The sequence below is a fragment of the Bradyrhizobium sp. 155 genome (assembly GCF_023101105.1).
Lineage (GTDB): Bacteria > Pseudomonadota > Alphaproteobacteria > Rhizobiales > Xanthobacteraceae > Bradyrhizobium > Bradyrhizobium canariense_D.
This window is the reverse complement of the sequence record NZ_CP064704.1, coordinates 4681733-4702011: the sequence shown is the minus strand read 5'-3', so window position 1 is coordinate 4702011 and position 20279 is coordinate 4681733. Positions and strand designations below refer to the sequence as shown.

Below are 20279 nucleotides of genomic sequence, written 5' to 3'. Positions count from 1 at the left end.
GAGAGCCGGTCCGGTTCTTTCGACAAGGCGCTGCGCAGTCGATGACGGCATGGTCTAGCTTCAGACAATCGCCACAAATTTCACCGACACGCTTCCCGCAGTCAATCTTCAGGAAGGCCGCCATGTCCCAGTATTCACTCGATGAATTGCGGCGGCGCTATGTCGTCGAGAAAAGACCGCTCGAAGCCAGCGTCGAGCAGATCTTGCGGGCCGACGCCCGCGCGGGAGCCCGTGCCATCCTGGCTTCCATCGATAAACGGCGCTCCGAAAACAGGTCCGAAGGGCAGCGCCTGCGAAAGATGCTCCGCTTCGAGACCTCTCTCTGGGCAAGCGGCCATCATATTGTGGCAGGCGTGGACGAGGCGGGAATGAGCCCTCTCGCCGGGCCAGTCTCCGCCGGCGCCGTGATCCTGAAACCCGGCACGCGGATAATCGGAATTGACGACTCGAAAAAACTCGATGCCGCCGCTCGCGAAGAACTCGCGAAGGAGATCAAGGAAAAGGCAGAGAGTTGGTGTGTGGCATTCGCCGAGGTCGAGGAGATCGACGCGATCAACATCTATTGGGCAGGCATCCAGGCGATGCAGCGTGCGGTCCGGGGGCTAGGGTTGGCGCCGCAGCACTTGCTGATTGACGCGAAGCGGTTGAAGGAAATCGAGATCCCTCAGCAGTCCATCATTAAAGGCGACGCCAAGTCCGCCAGCATCGCCGCCGCCTCCATCCTCGCGAAAGTCGAGCGCGACCGCATAATGCGGACGCTCGATGTGCGTCACCCCGGCTACGGATCGCGGATCACAAGGGCTACCCGGTGCCGGCTCATTATCAGGCGCTCGCCAGGCTTGGTGCATGCGCAGCTCACCGGAGGTCGTTCGGACCAGTACGCAAGGCCCTCGGACTGCCGCCCCTGCCGCCGTGGCCTTCGGCATCCGAGCGCACCGCTGGTTGAACTCCTGGGGTCCACGTTTCGTCTCGGCGTACTATTTTCGCGGCCATTTCTTTTCGCGAACGACGTCCTTGGCCAATTTGTCCGACCTCAGGCCGAGATAGACCGGCTGGCGCAGCTCGCCCTTGCTGGTCCACTCCGCTAATTTCACTTCCACGACCAACGAAGGATGCACCCAGGTCGTGACCCGCTCATCCTTTACTTTGGCTGCGGTGCTTGCTGAACGCGATCAGCTTGTGGCGCGGCAGGAGGGCCTTGAGCCGGTGCTTGCGCTATAGTTCGGCCGACATCGTCAGCCCGCAGGTCCGTCAGGGCGACATTTAGGCGTTCACCTATAATCGTCAGCAGGCCAAAGGTCAGCGCGGGCGAGAACAATGAAGGCAGGGGCGATGAATGCGCAGCTGCAACATTCGTTTGCGGCTGCGCCTGTTCGAAACGTTCAGACGTCACGTTTTCGGACTTGGCTGAAGCATAGGTGCGGCTTGAGGAGTTTGGGGAGGTGTCGGATTGCTCTGCTGCTGAAGCGCCGCGGGGTCGCCGCCCGCATGAGGAACGCACGTACCGATGTTGCTGAGCAGGCGTTTGGCCTGGAGGTCGCGCACCTTCGTGTATTCGCGTCTTCGCTCGATATTCGCGGCGGCCCATCGGTCCCAGACTTCGAAGGCGTCGGTATAATGTTTCCGCATCTGCTCCTCGGCGGCAAGGCAATCGGCGAACTTGTCGAACACCAGGTCGGTGTTGACCGGGGTCATGCCTCCTACCAGGACAACGAGCATCCATTTCATCTTGCCGATCGCCTTTCACACCGGGCGAATTCTCCGCTGACGCGCAGAATTCCGTGCACTGTGGTTAGATGGCCCGACGGCTGCGACCGGCTACAAAACCGTAGACGAAAAGCACGATGATGGCGCCTACCACTGCCCCCACTAGTCCTGCGCCTTCTCCTGGCCGGTACCAGCCGAGAGATTGGCCAAGATAGGTCGCAACGAACGCGCCCACTATTCCCAGGATGGTGGTCAGGATGAAACCCGAGGGCTCGTTGTCGCCGGGCATGATGAACTTCGCGATGACGCCTGCGATGAAACCGATGATGATCGTCCAGATGATGCTCATGTCTCTCCCTCGATCGCTGTGGTGTTATCCCGCCGATGAAGCCGGAAGACGTCCATCAGGCGTGTATTTGTCCACGGCAGTCGGAAGCTCTCGGGACAAACGGTCGAGAATCTCCTGCTGCGACAAGCCGGTCTGCTGCTCCAGTTTTTGAAGGACGTCCGGACCGATAGCCTGCTGGAGTTCGGGCGGGGTGACTTCGCGGTTCGGCCCCTGATTGATCCAGGATTGAGCCACATCGCCTTGCCCGTTCTGCCTGAAGTGCTCGAGCAATTCGCCGATCCCGCCGTTCAGCAGCGAACCCACGCCTCCGGTGCCCGCTAGGCCGCCAAGGCTGCCGAGCATGCCGCTCAGGGAATCCTTGGCACCCGCCGGCTGGCCGGAGGTCGCATTGCGAAACATGTCCGCCAGCTTGTCCCGATTTTGATACCCCGCGATTGCGAGCATACCCAAGAGGGCGGTCATCGATGGCATTCCGCGGCTCATTTTCGGCTCCTGAGTTCAACGATCGGCAACCAACCTACGCTGGGCTGAGAAGTTCCAAGTTTTCCCGAGCCGTGGGTTTTGGAAAGGAGGATCTAGAGAAGCATCTGCAAGAAAACGGGAGCGGGCTCCGGGCGAAAGTCCGGAGCAAACCAGCTCGCGCGACGTGCGCCAAATGGCCGCTTTGCTCATGCGGCGCGACGAAGCCTTCGTGCAGGCGGTCGAGGAACTGAAAATGGAAAAGCCCACCAAGTTGGAGCCGCGATGCTGCGTCGCTCGCGTTCGTTCGGCCTCGCGCTCGCAACAGCTTCTTTGAAGGAACTCGCGATTCCTTGAAGCGTCGCACCGCGATGAGTTTCGCGGACGGAGGAGCAGATGGCAGCGAAGAAGGAGACCGCACGGGGACGCAAACAAGATCGCGCCCGCGTGGCTAACGGCCAGGACTACGAAGTGCGATACGATTCCTCCTGACTTGAACGCGCCAGCTGCCCGACTTGAGCTTCTTAAAGGTCGGCACCGCGTGTGCGCTCCACCCGGATTTCATGTGCGCTAGTGTGCACCGGGAGATCAAACGCGGTACAAACGTGTGCAATTTTGGCTAGTTTGGAGTGCACACGTGTGCACTTGTTCCTGCTCTAGTCCATTGTAAGGATAGGATAACTACTTGGAATATCAAGAATATCGCTTTTCCGTGGCGCCCATGATGGATTGGACCGACCGGCATTGCCGGGTGTTCCACCGTCACCTGACGAGGCGGGCGCTGCTCTATACGGAGATGCTGACCACTGGCGCCATCATTCATGGTGACCGGAAGCGGCTGCTTGGGTTCGACCTAGTCGAGCACCCGGTCGCGCTTCAACTCGGCGGGTCGGACCCACGCGAGCTGGCGCTGGCGGCGCGGATCGGCGAGGAGTTCGGTTATGACGAAATCAACCTCAACGTCGGCTGCCCCTCCGACCGCGTGAAGGACGGCCGTTTCGGCGCTTGCCTGATGGCAGAGCCTGATCTCGTGGCGAGGTGCGTCGAGGCGATGAAGGGTGAGGTGGCCGTGCCCGTGACCGTGAAGTGCCGCATCGGGATCGACGACCAGGATCCCGAAGTCGCGCTTGACAACCTTGCGCACGCAGTCGTTGACTCCGGCTGCGATGCGCTGATCGTACATGCCCGGAAAGCATGGCTCAGCGGTTTGTCACCAAAGGAGAATCGCGACATCCCGCCGCTCGACTATGATCGCGTCTATCGCCTCAAGCGCGCGATGCCGGATGTGCCTGTCATCATCAACGGCGGCATCCCCGGTGTCGACGAGGCAAGGGCACATCTCGATCACGTTGACGGCGCGATGCTTGGACGAGCCGCCTATCAGGAGCCGTGGCGGCTGCTCTCGGTCGATACCGACATTTTCGGCGAGGCGGCGCCGCATGCCTCGATGCAGGATGCGCTCGAAGGGATGGTGCCCTACATCGAACAGCAGCTCGCGCGCGGCACGAGGCTGCACTCTATGGCGAGGCATTTCGTCGGCGCATTCCACGCCGTCCCCGGCGCGCGCGCCTTCCGCCGGCATCTTGCCGAGCAGGGGGTGAAGCCGGGCGCTGGCCTCGAGGTGCTACGCGAAGCGATTGCGCGTGTCGGTGCGCGCGCACCGGCGGAGGCGGCGGCCTAGCCGTAATCGCATGACGAGCCGGATTGCAAGAGTCTAGTCGACTGCCAGGCGCGAGCGGCGGCGACTGGTCTGGAGCTCCGGATAACCCGTGAGCATCAGCCTGTCGGCGCGCACGCCCCAGCTCTCCAGGCGATCGAGGAAGCTCATCCCGAGCAGGTTGGTCTTCATCTGCCCGCGCTGTACGACGAGGGCTGGCACCGATTTCTCGACGAGGTGACCGACGGAGAGGCGGTCGATCGTGAGGCGGGCCGCCTTGGTATGACCGCCCGCGGTTTCGAGATCGACGTCGTATTCGAGCATCTCGAGCGGCAGCCCGATCGCCTTCGCGGTTTCCCAGGTCAGCACCACCGAGGTCGCGCCGGTGTCAATGACCATCGGTGCGGCCACGCCGTTGATCTTCGCGCGCAGCGCGAATTCGCCGCCCTGGCCGCGCGGAATCTGCACGGCGGGCGCGGGCGCTGCGGTCTGCGTGCGAAAGATATGCGAGACCTTGCTGCTTGCGCGCGCGATCTGGTCGGAATCGCCATAGGCGACGACGGCACCGGCCGTGCAGGCGAGCATGATGAAGACGAGCAGAAAGCGGATCATTGCGCATCTCCAGATGCGCGCCGACCGGTCAGGTGTGTTTCGGCGATCCCGCGATGGGCGGAAGTCCAGCCTGATTCATGCGCGCCGGCAACAGCGCCATGAGGGCGAGCCGCTCCGCGCTCTCCATGGCGTGCCAGCGCGCAATCTCCGGCAATGTGCGTCCGCAGCCGAAGCACAGCCTGGTCTTGGGGTCGATCATGCAGACCGCCACGCACGGCGTTTCTTTGCTCATTGGGGCATAGTGGCGGATGGTCGGGCATGTCTGCAAGCATCTCGTTACGAGCCCGTACCCGCGCTCATGATCGGCTTGCGGCGGGGCCGGCGCTTCTCGTCCGCCACCGCGGAACTCTCGGGTTGGAGCGGCGGAGAATCATCCGACATCGGCGCCAGCGCGCTCATCACGCGCGCGGGCGGGAAGGTGACGATCACTTCGGTGCCGATGCGCAGCTTCGATTTCAGCGTGAACGTACCGCCATGCAGGTCGACCAGATTCTTGGCGATCGGCAGGCCGAGACCGGCGCCCTGTTCGGCCGACTTGATCGAATTGGAGCCTTGGCCGAACGAGGCGAGCACGACCGGGATCTCGTCCTCGGGAATCCCGGAGCCGGTGTCCTTCACCGAGAGATATTGTCCGCCTGAGGCCGTCCAGCCGGCCTTGAGCCAGATCTCGCCGCCCTGCGGAGTGAACTTGATCGAGTTGGAGAGCAGATTGAGCACGACCTGGCGGATCGCGCGCTCGTCGGCCCACAGCCGCGGCATTGCCTGCTCGAACACCTCGTGGATGGTGATGCCACGGCTCGAGGCGCGCAGCTTCATCAAATGATGGCAGTCGGCGACGATGCCGACCAGCGAGACCGCTTCCTCGTTGAGCTCGTAGCGGCCAGCCTCGATCCGCGACAGATCGAGGATCTCGTTGATGAGGTTGAGCAGGTGGACGCCGGAATTGTGGATGTCGGCCGAGTACTCCTTGTAGACCGGCACGGCATGCGCGCCGAAAATCTCGCTCTTCATCACTTCCGAGAAGCCGAGGATTGCATTGAGCGGCGTCCGCAGTTCGTGGCTCATCTGCGCCAGAAAGCGCGACTTGGCCACATTGGCGGATTCGGCGCGGTGGCGCGCTTCGTCCGAGATCGCCTTGGCTTGTTCGAGCTCGCCGATCAGCGCGTCCTTCTCGGCCCGCGCCTCGAGCGTGGCGAAGGTCGAAGAGTGCAGGCGGTGAGCCAACAACACGAAATAGCCTTCGGCGGCGACGGCGAGCGCGGCCAGGATGTAATTATCCAGCGAGCCGGTCATCACGAAGCTCAGCGCCATCGCGACCGCGACCGGTGCGGTGGCGGCGAGGGCGGCGATCGGCAGATTGGCGGCCAGCATGCTTGATACTGCGATCACCAGCAGCATCAGGAACATCATCAGCGTTTCCGTGATCATGTCGAGCACGGGATGGATCAGGATCGCCATCCAGCAAAGGCCATAGAGCAGGTCGAGCACGACGAAACGCGTCTGCCATGCGCGCGTTGCCGCGGGCGAGGCGGGCTCGGCCAGGAAGCGGTGGCAGCTGCGGATCATTGCGGCATGAATGCAAAGCATGCCGGCGGTCCAGGCCGCGGCCGGGATCGGCTGCATCCACAGCCCAAACAGCACGCCTGTCGCGACCACAAGCAGCATCACGACATAGGAGGCCGACAGCCGCGTCTGGGCGTACTGGCGCAGCATTTCGGCATCGAAAGCCGGCCGGGTTCCACTGGTCGACGTTAACTTATCGCGCGCCTCGCGCACCCGCTGTGCCGCAGCCCGGCGATTGCTCGCCGACGGCACGCTCACCGGCTCGGCCGGAAGCTGCACAACCTCGGGCTTTTCAGCGGGTTTACTCATCGCACAACAACAATTCCTGCCCGCGCGGGACGGGCCTTCTGCATTCTCTATCTCTGGCAAGAAATCCTTAAGAGGTGACTTAAGGAGCTAAAGAATTACGTTAACCCGGCGTTAATTTTGGATCCGGCGTGAGCCGCTCAATGCAGCGCCGCGTGCTGCGCGATGTACACCACGGCGCCCGCCAGATAGCCGGCGAGCGCGGGAACGGCGATGCGGCGGGCGTACCAGAGGAACTCGATGCGCTCGAGCCCCATGGCGGCGACGCCTGCAGCCGAGCCGATGATCAGGATCGAGCCGCCGGTTCCGGCGCAATAGGCGATGAACTCCCAGATGAAGCTGTCGGGTGGATAATGCGCGAGGTCGTACATGCCCATCGTCGCGGCGACCAGCGGCACGTTGTCGATGACAGCACTGAGCAGGCCGAGCACGATCACGATGATGTCCTGTCGGCCGATCGCGGTGTCCAGCCATTTGGCCAGCATGGAGAGCAGGCCGGCATGTTCGAGGCAGGCGACCGCGAGCAAGATGCCGAGGAAGAATACGATCGAGCCCATGTCGATCCGCGTCAGCGCATTCGCAAGCGTGAGGGGACCGCGGACATGCTCATCCTTTTTGCGATGAACGATCTCGCCGACCAACCACACGATGCCAAGCCCGAGCAGGACGCCCATGAAGGGCGGCAGGTGCGTGACCGTCTTGAAGGCGGGCACCGCGATCAGTACGCCGAGTCCGAGATAGAACATCACGTTCCGCTCGAACGGATCGACGCCCTGCAATCCGTCCTCTTTCGGCGGTGGTGCGATGGTCTTGCCCTTGAGTGAAAAGCTGATGAATGCGAGCGGCACCAGCAGGTTGAGCAAGGAGGGCAGGAACACCGCGCTCATGATTTTCAGGGGCGAAATCTGTCCGCCGATCCACAGCATGGTCGTGGTGACGTCGCCGATCACGGTCCATGCGCCGCCGGCATTTGCGGCGATGACGATGAGGGAGGCGAACAGCAAGCGGTCGTCGCGCTTGGCGATCAGCCGCTGGATCAGCGAGACCATGACGATGGTGGTGGTCAGATTGTCGAGGATTGCACTAAGGAAGAAGGTAACGAAGCCAATCAGCCATATCAGACGGACCTGGCTGGTCGTGCTGATGCGGGAGGTGATGACCTCGAAACCGTCATGGGCGTCGATGACCTCGACGATGGTCATCGCGCCAACCAGGAAGAACACGATCTGCGCGGTGGCAGCGACGGACTCGTCAAGCTGACGGCCGACCAGCGTGTGGTCGCCGGTCGCGAGCGCGTAGATTGTCCAGAGCACGCCCGCGCCGAGTAGCGCAGACGCGCTCTTGTTCACCCCGATAGGATGCTCGAGCGCGATCGCCGCATAGGCGAGGATGAAGATTGCGGCGAGTGCGGTCAGCAAGGCAGGATCACTTCGTGAGGTGTCAGCGATTCAGGCGCGCGAGCAGGCTCGATGTATCCCAGCGCTTGCCGCCCATCTTCTCGACCTCGGCGTAGAACTGGTCGACGAGCGCGGTCACCGGCAGATTGGCGCCATTGCGACGGGCTTCGGCCAGCGAGATCGAGAGATCCTTGCGCATCCATTCGACCGCGAAGCCGAAATCGTATTTGTCCTCGTTCATGGTCTTGTAGCGGTTCTCCATCTGCCAGGACTGCGCGGCGCCCTTGGAGATGGTTTCGATCACGGCGGCGACGTCAAGGCCACTTTTCTTGGCGAAGTGAATACCCTCGGAGAGGCCCTGGACGAGGCCGGCGATGCAGATCTGGTTGACCATTTTGGTCAGCTGGCCGGAGCCGGCGGGCCCCAGCAATTTGCACATCCGCGCATAGGCGCCTGTGATGATCGGCTCGGCGCCGGCATAGGCGTCCTGCGCGCCGCCGCACATCACCGTCAGCACGCCGTTCTCGGCGCCGGCCTGGCCGCCGGACACGGGTGCGTCGATGAACTTGAAGCCGGCCTTGGTCGCGGCCGCATCGAGCTCACGCGCGACCTCGGCGGAAGCGGTGGTGTGGTCGACGAAGGTTGCACCCTTCTTCATGCCGGCAAACGCGCCGTCGGCACCGATCGTGACCGCGCGCAGATCGTTATCGTTGCCGACGCAGCACATCACGAAATCCTGGCCCTCGGCCGCGGCCTTCGGGGTCGCCGCGGTCTTGCCGCCGAACTTGTCCGCCCACTCCTTCGCCTTGGCCGCGGTGCGGTTATAGACGGTGACCTCATGGCCCCCTTTTTTCACGAGGTGTCCGGCCATGGGGAAGCCCATCACGCCGAGACCGAGGAAAGCGACTTTAGCCATCTGTAGTACCTTGTCCGTAGTTTGGGTTTTACGGTTCTTGCCGGGCGAGGGCCGTCCGGTTCCGCCATTGCGGCAGATCGGGCGCACCATAAACCCTTGAGGCCGGAGGGCAACGGGTTCGTTTGGCCCCCGCCTGTGTTAGGATGGTGGACCTAAGGACTTCAAAAAAAGGGAGCGAAGGCATGGGCGGCGTAAGCGTGGGCGTGCTCGATCATTTCAATGTCCGGACCCGGAATCTGGCCGAAACCGTCCGCTTCTACGAGGACGTGCTGGGCCTGGAAAAAGGCGCCCGGCCGAATTTCGCCTTCCCCGGCGCCTGGATGTACAGCGAGGGAAAGCCGGTGGTGCACCTCGTCGATATTTCTCCGACTGCCGAGCCACAAAAGCCGGATTCCGGCGTTGTCCACCACGTCGCCTTCGCCAGCCGCGGGTTTGACGGCATGAAGCAGCGGCTGGCCTCAAAGGGGATGAAGTTCGACTCCCGCCAAGTGCCCGGCGGTGAGCTCTGGCAGATCTTCGTCCACGACCCCAACGGGGTCATGATCGAGCTCAACTACGAGGCGGCCCTGGAGCAGGGGGCCGCGCCCGCCGAGATGGCTGACGATATCGGCAGGCAGTAGCCTTTTGGGCGTTTCCGCTCTAATGGGGCATCTTGAATTCTAGGAGATGCGCTTTGAGCGTGACGCAGCAACAGGTTCTCGACAGCCTCGCCAGGATCAAGTCGCCCCGCGGGGTCGCGCTCACCAATGCCAATGTGCTGAGCGCGATCAGCGCGGCCGACGGCAAGGTGTTCTTCTCGATCAATGTCGATGCCGCCGAAGCGCGAGCCTGGGAATCCGTCCGGGCCGAGGCCGAGGCCGCGGTGCGCGCCATTCCCGGCGTCACCACCGTCATGGTGGCGCTGACCGCCGAGCGGAAGGCCGGCGCGGCGCCGCCACCGCCGCCAACTCCCAGCCGCGGCACTCCGGGCGTGCAGCCCGTCCACGCCCACAAGCCGCCGCCGCAGGGCGGCGCCCAATCGCCGATGGCGCGGCAGTCCGAGATTCCGGGCGTCGCGGCCGTGATCGCGGTCGCCTCGGGCAAGGGCGGTGTCGGCAAATCCACCAGCGCGCTCAACCTGGCACTCGGTCTGCGCGATCTCGGCCTCAAGGTCGGGCTGCTCGATGCCGACATCTACGGCCCATCGGTGCCGCGGCTGACGGGCCTGCACGAGAAGCCGGAGCTGAACGACGAGCGCAAGATGATTCCGCTCAGGCGCTTTGGCCTGGCCATCATGTCGATCGGCTTCCTGGTGGAGGAAGAGACCGCGATGATCTGGCGCGGGCCGATGGTGATGTCGGCAGTGACGCAGATGCTGCGCGACGTCGTATGGGGCCAGCTCGATGTGCTCGTCGTCGACATGCCGCCAGGCACCGGCGATGCCCAGCTCACGCTGGCGCAGAACGTCCCTTTGAAGGGCGCCGTGATCGTCTCGACCCCGCAGGACCTGTCGCTGATCGACGCAAGGCGGGGGCTTGCGATGTTCAAGAAGGTCAACGTGCCCGTGCTCGGCATCGTCGAGAACATGAGCTATTTCCAGTGCCCGCAATGCGGCACGAAATCCGACATTTTCGGCCATGGCGGCGCGCGCCACGAGGCCGAGAAGCTCGGGGTACCATTCCTGGGCGAGATCCCCCTGCACATGGCGATTCGCGCCACCTCGGATGCGGGCACGCCCGTAGTGGACAGCGAGCCGGATGGTCCCCATGCGGCGATCTACCGCGCCATTGCGGGACAGGTGCGGGACCAGCTCAAGGGCGTCATCGCCGCGGCCTAAGCGGATCCAAGCCGATCCCTTGAAACCAATACCTTGGGGACATGCGACTTTCGTAGAGCCCTGTCATGCCAATGTCGCGTTTCGAAAGCAGGGCTTCCGTGTTAAAGGCCCACGGCAGTCAAGCCCCTTCGGTTCGACGCGGCCCAAGAACGCGTCGCCGGAATGAGCGGCAGCAAAGAGGAAGTTAGGGGAAACGCCCCAACAAGGAGAGACTGAAGATGAAGCGTCGTGATTTCCTGAAAGTGTCGGCAGCCGGCGCGGCGGCGACCGCCGCGGTGGCCTCGCCGGCGATCGCGCAGTCCTCGCCCGAGATCAAGTGGCGCCTGACGTCGAGCTTCCCGAAGTCGCTCGACACCATCTATGGCGGTGCCGAGCAGATGGCGAAGTACGTCGCCGAGATGACCGACAACAAGTTTCAGATCCAGGTCTTCCAGGCGGGTGAAATCGTCCCGGGCCTGCAGGCGCTGGATGCGACCCAGAAGGGCACCGTCGAGATGTGCCACACGGTGTCGTATTATTACGTCGGCAAAGACCCGACCTTCGCGATTTTCGCGTCGGTGCCTTTCGGCCTGAATGCACGCCAGCAGAATTCCTGGCTGTACCAAGGCGGCGGCAACGAGCTCGCCAACGAGTTCTTCAAGAAGACGAACGTGGTGGGCTTCCCCTGCGGCAACACCGGCACCCAGATGGGCGGCTGGTTCCGCAAGGAGATCAAGACCGTTGCCGACCTGTCGGGCCTGAAGATGCGCATCGGCGGCATTGCCGGCCAGGTGCTTCAGAAGGTCGGCGTGGTGCCGCAGCAGCTCGCCGGCGGCGACATCTATCCGTCGCTCGAGAAGGGCACCATCGACGCGGCCGAATGGGTCGGTCCCTACGATGACGAGAAGCTCGGCTTCGCCAAGGTCGCCAAGTACTACTACTACCCGGGCTTCTGGGAAGGCGGTCCGACCGTTCACGCCTTCGCCAACATCGACAAGTGGAACGAGCTGCCGAAGAACTATCAGGCGATCCTCACCAACGCGACCGTCAACACCAACACCTGGATGGCCGCGCGCTACGACATGGTGAACCCCGGCGCGCTGAAGCGTCTGGTCGCCGGCGGAACGCAGCTTCGCCCGTTCACCAATGAGGTTCTGGAAGCCTGCCTCAAGGCGACCAACGAATTGTGGGGCGAGATCTCGGCCAAGAATCCCGACTTCAAGAAGTCGATCGACGCCATGCAGGCCTACCGCTCCGACGAATATCTGTGGTGGCAGGTCGCCGAATACACCTACGACAGCTTCATGATCCGCTCGCGCACCCGCGGCTGATCTTCGACCAAGTCGCAAGACGACACGCCCGGTCTCGTTCGCGAGGCCGGGCTTTTTCTTTGGGGCGACGCTGCGGAGCGGCGTTGTCGCCGGGGGACGGGCGGGGCCTCCAACAAAAAATCTGAAAAACAACCCCATGCACAGTAGACGAGGGGTGAGAGGACAAGGCGTTGCGAGTGTAGCCAACAGCTTGATGCGATGGGCTAATTGGCAGGCACGCCCGAGCATCGCGCGGTCGAGGGCAACTTCGTATTTTTGGGCGTCAAAGCGGGCAGGCGCGCGTGCTTCAGCGAGATCGTTTGACTCGTCGGGCAAAACAGTGGCATAAAGGCATTATCGCAAAATCCGAAATGAGCGCCTCGGCGGCTGGCCTGGGGTTGATGATGAGCTTCGATCCCGATGAGGTTCAAAGCGCGCTGCGCAAGGCCTGGTCGTTGGCAACCGCCAGTCAATGGACGGCGAGCAATCCGGCGGCAGGGCAATGCAACGTCACCTCGCTGCTGATTCACGAGCTCTTCGGCGGCGAGTTGCTGAGGACGCCGCTGCCGGCCGGCGACCATTTTTACAATCGCATTAGAGGCCGGCGGTACGACTTCACGGCGAGCCAGTTCGATCAGCCGATTGCTTACAAGGATTTGCCCGCAAGCCGTGCCGATGTGGAATTGGGAGCGACAAGCGATGAACTGGCCGAACTCAGAGCCGCTTTTCAGGAGCGTCGTACGAAGTAAAGCCAAGGGCCGATCGCAGACGGGTGAGAGGAGTGGGCGCGGGGAATCAGCTGAACATCAATTCGCAAGACGGTCTTTGCTCATGCGCAGGATGACCACCACACCCTCTTCCGACCAGTCAAAAGTTATGGTCCCGCCAAGCTGGGCGGCCATACTTCGGTGCACCAACTGGCTTCCAAAGCCTTCGAGCTTTGTTGGAGCGACAACGGGGGGACCACCCCGCTCCGTCCACTTGACCACGACCTCGTCCTCGTGAGCGTTGCACGATACGTCCAGGGTGCCACTTGAAAGGGACAGCGCACCGTATTTCGCAGAGTTGGTTGCCAGTTCATGCATCACCAAGGCGAGTGCTGTGCTGGAAGCCTCTCCCACGTTCATCTTGGGGACCGAGACACGAATACGAACGCTGGCTCCTTCCTCATCGTACGGCGCAAGCAGAACAGAGATGAGGTCTCCGAGAAGCGTCCCTTCTCTATTTCGTCCCGGTACCGGGCGCACAAGGTCCTGAGCACGTCCAAGAGCGATCAGGCGACTGGTCAGCTCCTGGGCCATATCCTCTTTTGATGCTGCCGAGCGTGAGCTCATTTGCGTCAGCGCCGTTGCGACGGTGAGAAGGTTTTTCAGCCGGTGGCTCATCTCGCCCGCCAGGAGCTCGTTGGCTTCCTCGGCTTGCTTGCGTTGGGTGACGTCCAGGAAAATACCGAACATCGTTCGATCCGCGATGTCGGCATCGTCGCCCTGGCCCCGCGCGGAAATCCAACGGATATCGCTGCCGGTCAGAATACGAAAATCTATCTCGTAAGAGCCTACGACTGCGCGAGTAGCGGCAAATGCCGATCTCACCCTCTCAAGATCGGCAGGGTGGATGTTCTTGGACAGTATCTCGAACGTAATTTTCTGCTCGCCCTTGGGCACCTCCCAAAGGTCGTACGCGGGTTCATCCATGGTGATGGCGTCGGTATCAACGTTCCAGGACCATAGAGCGACACCGGCGGCGCGAGTGGCAGCCCGGAGGTGCTTTTCGTGCCACAAGGGCATCGTCACCTGGCTAGGAACCATTGTGCTTCGTTTTCCCGCTTTATCTGACCAATCGGCACCTCGGCCAACGGGCGATCGACAGATACCATACCCGGTCGAAAAGGTCTCCGTTCGACCGAGAGGGCGGGTTGAAGTGTGGTCCCGCGCCCGAGTTGGCTCAGAAGCGATCCTCCGCAAACGAGCCGTGAGGTTCGCCGACGGCGATCAGCGGCGTTGTTCGTGAGCGATTACGCGTTGCTTCGCGAAACGCCTGGGCCTTCCCTTCCATGAGTCAACACCGCCTCGGCAGCAGCTTCGTCGATGGCCGCCATCACATCAGCGGTTGCGGAATGATGAATCATGTGTCCCGCTCCGTCGATCCGGTGCAATTTGCTCTGCTTGACCTCGCCATGCAGCCTGACCGACTGCTTGATATCGATCAGACGATCGTTCTGGCCCGCGATAATGATCGTCGGCATCTTGAGTTCTGCATAAGTCTTCGAACCTGAGAATGCGGCGGAGATCAACATCGTCGCTTCGGCCGCTGTGGCCCGCATCTGTGATGGGCGCAACGCCATTTCTTTCGGAAAGCCGGCGAACTTGTTCGGGACCGGCCGGGGGTCAAACAGCTTGCGCAACATCGCGGGCCACATCATCCGACCGGCTAGCGGCGAAATCGTGGAGCTGATGACGTCCCCGACCACCGGTAGGGCGGACAGCACCGACGCCGCGCTGTCCGCGCGGGGAGTCGGGAAATAATAGCCCGAGGCCAATACGAGAGCCTGCACGAACGAAGGATGTCTTGTCGCCAGCGCAACCGCAACCGACGCTCCCCATGAATGGCCAAGGACAATCGCTTGAGAGACGCCCAACTGATCGAGGGCCTTCTTGAACAGGTCCGCCTGGGCATCCGGAGTCCAGACGACGTGCCTTGGCCGCGAGCTATGCCCAAAACCGGGACGATCGAACACCATGACCCTGTAGTTCTCGGCTGCGAGATCGATCAATCCACTCGAGACGAAATCCTGGACCATGCTGCCATTGCCGTGAAACAAGACCAGCGGCTTGCCTCTGCCGCGTTCCAAATAGTGCAGGCGAACCCCCTCGACGTCGATGAACCGACCCTGCGGAGGATTATCGCGTTGCGCTTTGTTCGCGAGCCGCCGGTTTATGATTGCGGTAGCCGCAACGAGGGTACCTGCGGCAGCAAACGCGGCGGCGCCTGGATGTCGCGTGATGGCGCTCAAGCAATCGGATAGAAGGGAGCTGGAACGTGTTCGTCGTGCAAGGCGCATGTGCATTACCTTAGGTGGTCTGCACGACGCCCCATCAAATGAGAAATGTTGCAGCTGAGTTGAACGGTTCGCGGGGGTGTTCGTTCCTCGGCAGGGCCGACGGCGGCGGGGCCCAAGGAGGTAAATTTCCGGGCCATCCGCGACCTCATCCGCTCGTGCCCGGACTGGCTTACAGGAACCTGACGGAAGGGAGCGGCCGGCCCGCCGGGTGCTTTTTCGCTGGCCGAGATGCCCCGGATGATGGAAGACAGCGAAGATGCGGCGGAAGCCGTGCGGTGACACCGGAACATCCCGCGGGAAAATGCGATGCGCCTTCTGATCGTCGAGGACAATGCCGAGCTGTCGCGGCTCGTTGCCGGCGGGCTGTCGGCGGCCGGCTATGAGAGCGACATCGTCGGCAGCGCTGCCGAAGCGCGCGAGGCGGTCAGCAGCGTCAGCTATGCCGCGATGATCCTCGACCTCGGACTACCCGACGGCGATGGCCTGTCGGTGCTGCGTGAGCTTCGCCGGCAGATGGAGCCGTTGCCGGTGCTGGTGCTGACCGCGCGCGGCGGCTTGCAAGATCGTGTCAGCGGCCTGCGCAGCGGCGCCGACGACTATCTCGCAAAACCGTTCGCGATGGAGGAGCTGGTGGCGCGACTGGAGGCGATCCTGCGCCGTCCGGGCCAGTTGCTTGGCCGCTCGCTGCGCCTCGCCAACCTCGTCTATGACACCGAGAGCCGCCAGATCTTCGTCGACGACCAGCCGCGCATCATCTCCGCGCGCGAGACCTCGGTGCTCGAGATCCTGCTGCGCCGGCAGGGGCGGGTGGTACCGAAGAAGAACGTCGAGGACCACATCTTCGGCCTCGATGGCGAGGTCGCCTCCAACGCGGTCGAGGTCTACGTCTCGCGGCTGCGCAAGCAGCTCGCCGAGCATGGCGCCAAGGTCGTGATCCACACCATCCGTGGCGTCGGCTATCTCATGGCCGAGGAGAAATAGCGTGGCCCGGATCGGATCTCACGCCGGATTCCGCGCCGGGATCCATGGGAGGTCGCCGACGTTCAAATCGCTGATCTGGCGCATCGTGTTCCTGCACATCGTGGCGGTCGCGGTGGTCGCGATCTTCCTGCCGCTGGTGCTGTTCTGGCTGCTCAATTCAGAGATCGACCAGCTGCATCGCGATGCCATGCGCGCGCAGGCCGAGGTGTTGGCCGAGCGCATCGTCGCCCAGCCCGACGGGCTGCTGACGTTCAACCTGCCGGACAGTCTCAAGGGCCTTTATTCAGAAGCCTATGGCCGCTACCAGTACGACATTCGCGATGCCGGGGGGAATCTGCTGTTTTCGTCGCGGCGCAAGACCGGCACTGCGGCGGCCGCGCCACCGCCGCTCTCCGAAACGATTTCCGGGGCCGGAGTCACCCGCACCATCGACGGCAAGGTGATACGCATTCGCGTCGCGGAGGACCTCGCGCACCGCGACGTCATCATCGACGACATCGTATCGAACTTCTTCCGGCGGGTCGGATGGATCACCATTCCGATCCTGCTGGTCCTGCTCGGCATCGACATCATCATCTTTCGCCGCGCTGTTGCGCCGCTATGGAAGGCCTCCGAGGAGGCGAGCAATATCGGCCCAGCGCGCACGGACATCCGCCTGCCGACGGAGCAGATTCCGCGCGAGATCATGCCGCTCGTCACCGCCGTCAACCAGGCGCTCGACCGCCTCGAGGACGGCTTTCGGGTGCAGCGGCAGTTCACCGCCGACGCCGCGCATCAATTGCGCACGCCGCTCGCGATCCTGCGCACGCGGATCGAGACGCTCGGCGATGGCGCCGCACGGCATGCGCTGCATGCGGACATCGAGGGCATGAGCCGCATCGTCGCGCAGCTACTGGAGATCGCCGAGCTCGACACGCTGGTGCTCGATCCCGGCGAGACCGCGGATTTGCGCGCGGTCTGCGCCGAGGTGGTCGGTTCGATCGCGCCGCTCGCGATCGCACAGCACAAGGATATCGCGCTGAGGGGCACCGAGGCGCCGGTGCTGATCCACGGCAATTCGGTGATGCTCCAGCGCGCGATCTTCAATCTCGCCGAAAACGCCATCAAGTTCACGGCAATGGACACGTCGGTCGATGTCGATGTGAGCGAGGATGGCGCGGTGCGCGTGCGCGATTGCGGGCCGGGAATCGCGGAAGCCGAGCGCGAATTGATCTTCCACCGCTTCTGGCGCGCCGACCGCCAGCGCAGCGACGGCGCCGGCCTCGGGCTGTCGATCGTGCGCGCCGTGGCGGATGATCACGCGGCGACGGTTGCGGTGGAGAATCTTCCGGGCGGCGGCGCGCAGTTCACGCTGCGGTTCAGGCTGGCGGAGAAGTCGGACGACGTTGATTTGAACGCGGCGCGGCGCTGACGCGCCACTTTCTCCCACATCCGCCTTTGCCAAGGCTTCGGCGGACGTGAGGAGAGAAGGAAGATCGGGCTATTTCAGCTTGCCGGTGGACAGATCCATGATCATGCGTGTGGTCAGATAAAGCCGCGGCACGATGCTGTTGAGTTGCACATATTCGGCATCGTTGGAATGCGCGCCGAACCCCGACAGGCCCATGCCTTCCACCACGGCTCCGGTGGTCTTGAGTGCGGCAAACGCCGCGTCGGTGCCGCCGCCGGTCGCCTTCTCGTCGACTTTGAGAGGCAGTCCGATCTCCTCATAGATCGTCTTGCCGTGGGCCGCGACTCGACGTGAGGCGTCGTTGGCCTCCAGCGGCGGACGGCGCACCTCGAATTTCAGCTCGACCTTGGACTCGGGCAGCAGGTGATTCTTGATCTTCTCCTGCAGTGTCTTCTCGAGCTCGTCGAAATCGGTGACCTTAAGTGCACGTGCGTCGGCCTGGGCCGTGGCCTCCGCGGGGATCACGTTGCGGTTGGTGCCGGCCTTGGAGACCGTCCAGTTCAGTTTCAGGCCCTGCTCTGGTTTGGACAGGTCCTTCATCTGCAGCAGCTGGTGGGAGAGTTCGTACAGCGCGTTGACGCCGCCCTCGGGCCGTGAGCCTGCATGTGACGACTTGCCCTGCACCGTGAGATAGGCCGAGCCGATGCCGCTGGTGGCCAGCCGCAGCGTGCCGTCGGTACCGCCGCCTTCAAAGGAGAACACCACATCCTGATCCGCAGCGAACCTGGTGATGGTGCTGCGCCAGCCCGGTGAGGAGATCTCCTCGTCGCCATTGGTGAGCACCGTGAGCGTGCCGTAGTCCCGGAAGCTCAGCTTCTGCAGCAACGCCACGGTATGAAGAATGAGCGCGACGCCCTGCTTGTCGTCGGCAATGCCGAGGCCGTAGGCCTTGTCGCCGTCAATGCGGAACGGTTGATCCTTCAGCATGCCCTTCAGGTACACGGTGTCCATGTGGGCGATCAGCATGATCTTCTTGCTGCCGGTGCCCTTGAATACGGCGTGTACGGCCGGGCCGATCTTCTCGGGTGTGTCGTCGAGGCGATAGACGTCGGTGGGTTCGAGGATCTCCACCGTGCCGCCGAGCTGCTTGAGCTGGCCGGCAACGCGCTGGGCGATCTGGTTCAGACCTTCGACATCCTTGCTGCCGGATTCGATGCTGACGAGATCGCGCAGCGTGTCGAGCAGCGGCTGCTGCTCTTTTTGCGCCAACGCATGGACGTCGGCCATGACATTCGCGCTCAGCTCAGCATGCGCCGGCATTGCCGCACATCCCAGCCAGAGCGACGCGATCAACGAACCAACGAGCGATGGAGCAGGGTAGGATCGCGACATGCGTGGCGGCCTTAGGTTGGGGGAATGGCGCGGTATGCCCGTGTTTCCGGCGCTTGTCACGTGCCCGGCGCGCCCGTCATGCCCGGCCGAGGCGGGCGTGATGGGAACGGCCAGGGCCGCGGGCCGTCTAAGCCTAAAGTCGTAGAACCGGATGGCGCGGGAGCTGGGCATTTTCGTCCCTCACATCGTGAGGGATGGAAATCGGACGACACATGTTCCATGCTGGCCTCCAAGCCTCGGCAAGAAGGCCCACCGTCACAATCCATCAGGGTAGGAAATCATGAAAAGACGAGATTTCATCAAGGTCACCGGGCTTGGTGCGGCGGGTGTCGCCACGCTCGCCGCTCCAGCGATCGCGCAGACGACGCCCGAGATCAAATGGCGCATGCCGACGAGCTGGCCGAAATCGCTCGACACGCTCTATGGCGGCGCCGAGATGATGGCCAAGATGGTCGCGGAAGCGACCGACAACAAATTCCAGATTCAGACATTTGCCGGCGGCGAGATCGTGCCGGGCCTTCAGGTGCTCGATGCCGTGCAGAACGGCACCTGCGAAATCGGCCACACCGCGTCTTATTATTATTTCGGCAAGGACCCGACCTTCACCTTCGGCTCGGCCGTGCCGTTCGGACCGAACATGCGCATCAACCAGGCCTGGTACATGCTGGGCGGCGGCAGGGAGATTCTCAACGAGTTCTACAAGAAGTACAACGTCGTCTCGCTGCTTGCCGGCAACACCGGCTGTCAGATGGGTGGCTGGTTCCGCAAGGAGGTCAAGACGCCCCAGGACTTCAGCGGGTTGAAATTCCGCATCGGCGGCTTCGCCGGAAAAGTGATGGCCAAACTCGGCGCGGTGCCGCAGCAGATCGCCGGTGGCGACATCTATCCGGCGCTGGAGAAGGGCACCATCGACGCAGCGGAATGGGTCGGGCCCTATGACGACGAGAAGCTCGGCTTCGTGAAAGTCGCGCCGCATTATTACTTCCCGGGCTGGTGGGAAGGCGGGCCGATGCTGCTCGCCTTCGTCAACCAGGACAAGTGGAATGCTCTGCCGAAGCACTATCAGAGCATCCTCGAGCAGGCGGGGCACTACGCCAACAACTGGATGATGGCGAAGTACGACCAGGCCAATCCACCGGCGTTGCGGCGCCTGCTCGCGGCCGGCGCCAAGCTGCATCCGTTCTCGCCAGAGGTCATGCAGGCCTGCTTCAAGGCGTCAAAGGAGCTGCACACCGAAGTCTCGGCCACCAACGCGGACTTCAAGAAGGTCTACGAATCGCTGACCGCGTTCTCGAACAACGGATATCAGTGGTTCCAGGTCGCCGAAGTCGGCTATGACAACTTCATGGCGCGCAACTCGCAGAGCTGATCGCAGAGCGCACGA

At 62.9% G+C, this 20279-nt stretch carries 20 protein-coding genes and 3 pseudogenes; 11 read left to right on the top strand and 12 right to left on the bottom strand.

What is annotated here, in order from left to right; all coding sequences use genetic code 11:
* The first annotated feature begins 122 nt into the window (after nt 1-122).
* Nucleotides 123-946 (top strand): annotated as a pseudogene (rnhB, locus tag IVA93_RS23065) (ribonuclease HII).
* Nucleotides 947-977: 31 nt separating this feature from the next.
* Here rnhB and IVA93_RS23060 read toward each other — a convergent pair.
* From IVA93_RS23060 to IVA93_RS23045, 4 genes and pseudogenes are all read right to left on the bottom strand, one after another.
* Nucleotides 978-1151, bottom strand: a pseudogene (locus IVA93_RS23060) (ATP dependent DNA ligase); the annotation flags it as partial.
* A gap of 238 nt (nt 1152-1389) precedes the next feature.
* Nucleotides 1390-1728 (bottom strand): hypothetical protein, encoded by a 339-nt coding sequence (locus tag IVA93_RS23055; protein ID WP_018459400.1) that lies wholly within the window; start codon nt 1726-1728, stop codon nt 1390-1392.
* Nucleotides 1729-1792: 64 nt separating this feature from the next.
* On the bottom strand, nt 1793-2056 hold the full coding sequence (locus IVA93_RS23050; RefSeq protein WP_018459399.1) for a GlsB/YeaQ/YmgE family stress response membrane protein: 264 nt from the start codon (nt 2054-2056) through the stop codon (nt 1793-1795).
* Nucleotides 2057-2080: 24 nt separating this feature from the next.
* Nucleotides 2081-2539: a YidB family protein gene (locus IVA93_RS23045; RefSeq protein WP_026233798.1), complete on the bottom strand. Its 459-nt coding sequence runs from the start codon at nt 2537-2539 to the stop codon at nt 2081-2083.
* A 172-nt stretch (nt 2540-2711) separates the two neighbouring features.
* Between IVA93_RS23045 and IVA93_RS23040 the strand changes: the two genes are divergently transcribed.
* The 3 genes and pseudogenes from IVA93_RS23040 to dusA all read left to right on the top strand — a co-directional run bounded on the left by IVA93_RS23040 (nt 2712) and on the right by dusA (nt 4196).
* Complete coding sequence (locus IVA93_RS23040; RefSeq protein ID WP_018459397.1) at nt 2712-2852, top strand: hypothetical protein; 141 nt, start codon at nt 2712-2714, stop codon at nt 2850-2852.
* Between the two features lie 59 nt (nt 2853-2911).
* A pseudogene (locus tag IVA93_RS23035) lies at nt 2912-3001 on the top strand (DUF3606 domain-containing protein); the annotation flags it as partial.
* Nucleotides 3002-3200: 199 nt separating this feature from the next.
* Nucleotides 3201-4196 carry a tRNA dihydrouridine(20/20a) synthase DusA gene (dusA, locus tag IVA93_RS23030; RefSeq protein WP_085352720.1) on the top strand — a complete coding sequence of 332 codons (996 nt, stop codon included), beginning with the start codon at nt 3201-3203 and terminating at the stop codon, nt 4194-4196.
* 33 nt (nt 4197-4229) lie between these two features.
* Here dusA and IVA93_RS23025 read toward each other — a convergent pair whose 3' ends face one another.
* The 5 genes from IVA93_RS23025 to IVA93_RS23005 form a co-directional block, all read right to left on the bottom strand.
* Nucleotides 4230-4784, bottom strand: coding sequence for a TIGR02281 family clan AA aspartic protease (locus IVA93_RS23025; RefSeq protein WP_018459395.1), 555 nt, complete (start codon nt 4782-4784; stop codon nt 4230-4232).
* Nucleotides 4785-4812: 28 nt separating this feature from the next.
* Nucleotides 4813-5016, bottom strand: coding sequence for a DUF1289 domain-containing protein (locus IVA93_RS23020; protein WP_018459394.1), 204 nt, complete (start codon nt 5014-5016; stop codon nt 4813-4815).
* A gap of 44 nt (nt 5017-5060) precedes the next feature.
* Nucleotides 5061-6656 (bottom strand): sensor histidine kinase, encoded by a 1596-nt coding sequence (locus tag IVA93_RS23015; RefSeq protein WP_247369130.1) that lies wholly within the window; start codon nt 6654-6656, stop codon nt 5061-5063.
* A 137-nt stretch (nt 6657-6793) separates the two neighbouring features.
* Nucleotides 6794-8071, bottom strand: coding sequence for a sodium:proton antiporter NhaD (nhaD, locus tag IVA93_RS23010; RefSeq protein WP_085352722.1), 1278 nt, complete (start codon nt 8069-8071; stop codon nt 6794-6796).
* A gap of 22 nt (nt 8072-8093) precedes the next feature.
* Nucleotides 8094-8966 carry an NAD(P)-dependent oxidoreductase gene (locus IVA93_RS23005; protein WP_026233796.1) on the bottom strand — a complete coding sequence of 291 codons (873 nt, stop codon included), beginning with the start codon at nt 8964-8966 and terminating at the stop codon, nt 8094-8096.
* 182 nt (nt 8967-9148) lie between these two features.
* On the opposite strand from IVA93_RS23005, the gene IVA93_RS23000 reads away from it, so the two are divergent.
* The 4 genes from IVA93_RS23000 (at nt 9149) to IVA93_RS22985 (ending at nt 12820) form a co-directional block, all read left to right on the top strand.
* Nucleotides 9149-9586: a VOC family protein gene (locus IVA93_RS23000; protein ID WP_018459390.1), complete on the top strand. Its 438-nt coding sequence runs from the start codon at nt 9149-9151 to the stop codon at nt 9584-9586.
* A gap of 53 nt (nt 9587-9639) precedes the next feature.
* A complete protein-coding gene (locus IVA93_RS22995) occupies nt 9640-10782 on the top strand; it encodes an Mrp/NBP35 family ATP-binding protein (protein WP_247297652.1) in 1143 nt (380 codons plus the stop codon).
* Nucleotides 10783-11000: 218 nt separating this feature from the next.
* Entirely contained in the window at nt 11001-12092 is a 1092-nt protein-coding gene (locus tag IVA93_RS22990; protein WP_018459388.1) for a TRAP transporter substrate-binding protein, read from the top strand.
* A gap of 281 nt (nt 12093-12373) precedes the next feature.
* Nucleotides 12374-12820, top strand: a complete 447-nt coding sequence (locus IVA93_RS22985; protein ID WP_502917266.1) for a YunG family protein — start codon at nt 12374-12376, stop codon at nt 12818-12820.
* A 57-nt stretch (nt 12821-12877) separates the two neighbouring features.
* On the opposite strand, the gene IVA93_RS22980 is transcribed toward IVA93_RS22985, so the two are convergent.
* Nucleotides 12878-13858 (bottom strand): sensor histidine kinase, encoded by a 981-nt coding sequence (locus IVA93_RS22980; RefSeq protein WP_157643099.1) that lies wholly within the window; start codon nt 13856-13858, stop codon nt 12878-12880.
* A 227-nt stretch (nt 13859-14085) separates the two neighbouring features.
* A complete protein-coding gene (locus tag IVA93_RS22975; protein ID WP_085395996.1) occupies nt 14086-15132 on the bottom strand; it encodes an alpha/beta fold hydrolase in 1047 nt (348 codons plus the stop codon).
* Nucleotides 15133-15438: 306 nt separating this feature from the next.
* Here IVA93_RS22975 and IVA93_RS22970 point away from each other — a divergent pair, with 306 nt between their 5' ends.
* Entirely contained in the window at nt 15439-16113 is a 675-nt protein-coding gene (locus IVA93_RS22970) for a response regulator transcription factor (protein ID WP_007592584.1), read from the top strand.
* A gap of 1 nt (nt 16114) precedes the next feature.
* Complete coding sequence (locus IVA93_RS22965; RefSeq protein WP_247369133.1) at nt 16115-17524, top strand: sensor histidine kinase; 1410 nt, start codon at nt 16115-16117, stop codon at nt 17522-17524.
* A 69-nt stretch (nt 17525-17593) separates the two neighbouring features.
* Here IVA93_RS22965 and IVA93_RS22960 read toward each other — a convergent pair whose 3' ends face one another.
* Nucleotides 17594-18895, bottom strand: a complete 1302-nt coding sequence (locus tag IVA93_RS22960) for a M20/M25/M40 family metallo-hydrolase (RefSeq protein WP_247369136.1) — start codon at nt 18893-18895, stop codon at nt 17594-17596.
* A 280-nt stretch (nt 18896-19175) separates the two neighbouring features.
* Here IVA93_RS22960 and IVA93_RS22955 point away from each other — a divergent pair, with 280 nt between their 5' ends.
* A complete protein-coding gene (locus IVA93_RS22955) occupies nt 19176-20264 on the top strand; it encodes a TRAP transporter substrate-binding protein (protein WP_247369139.1) in 1089 nt (362 codons plus the stop codon).
* The last annotated feature ends 15 nt before the right edge of the window (nt 20265-20279 follow it).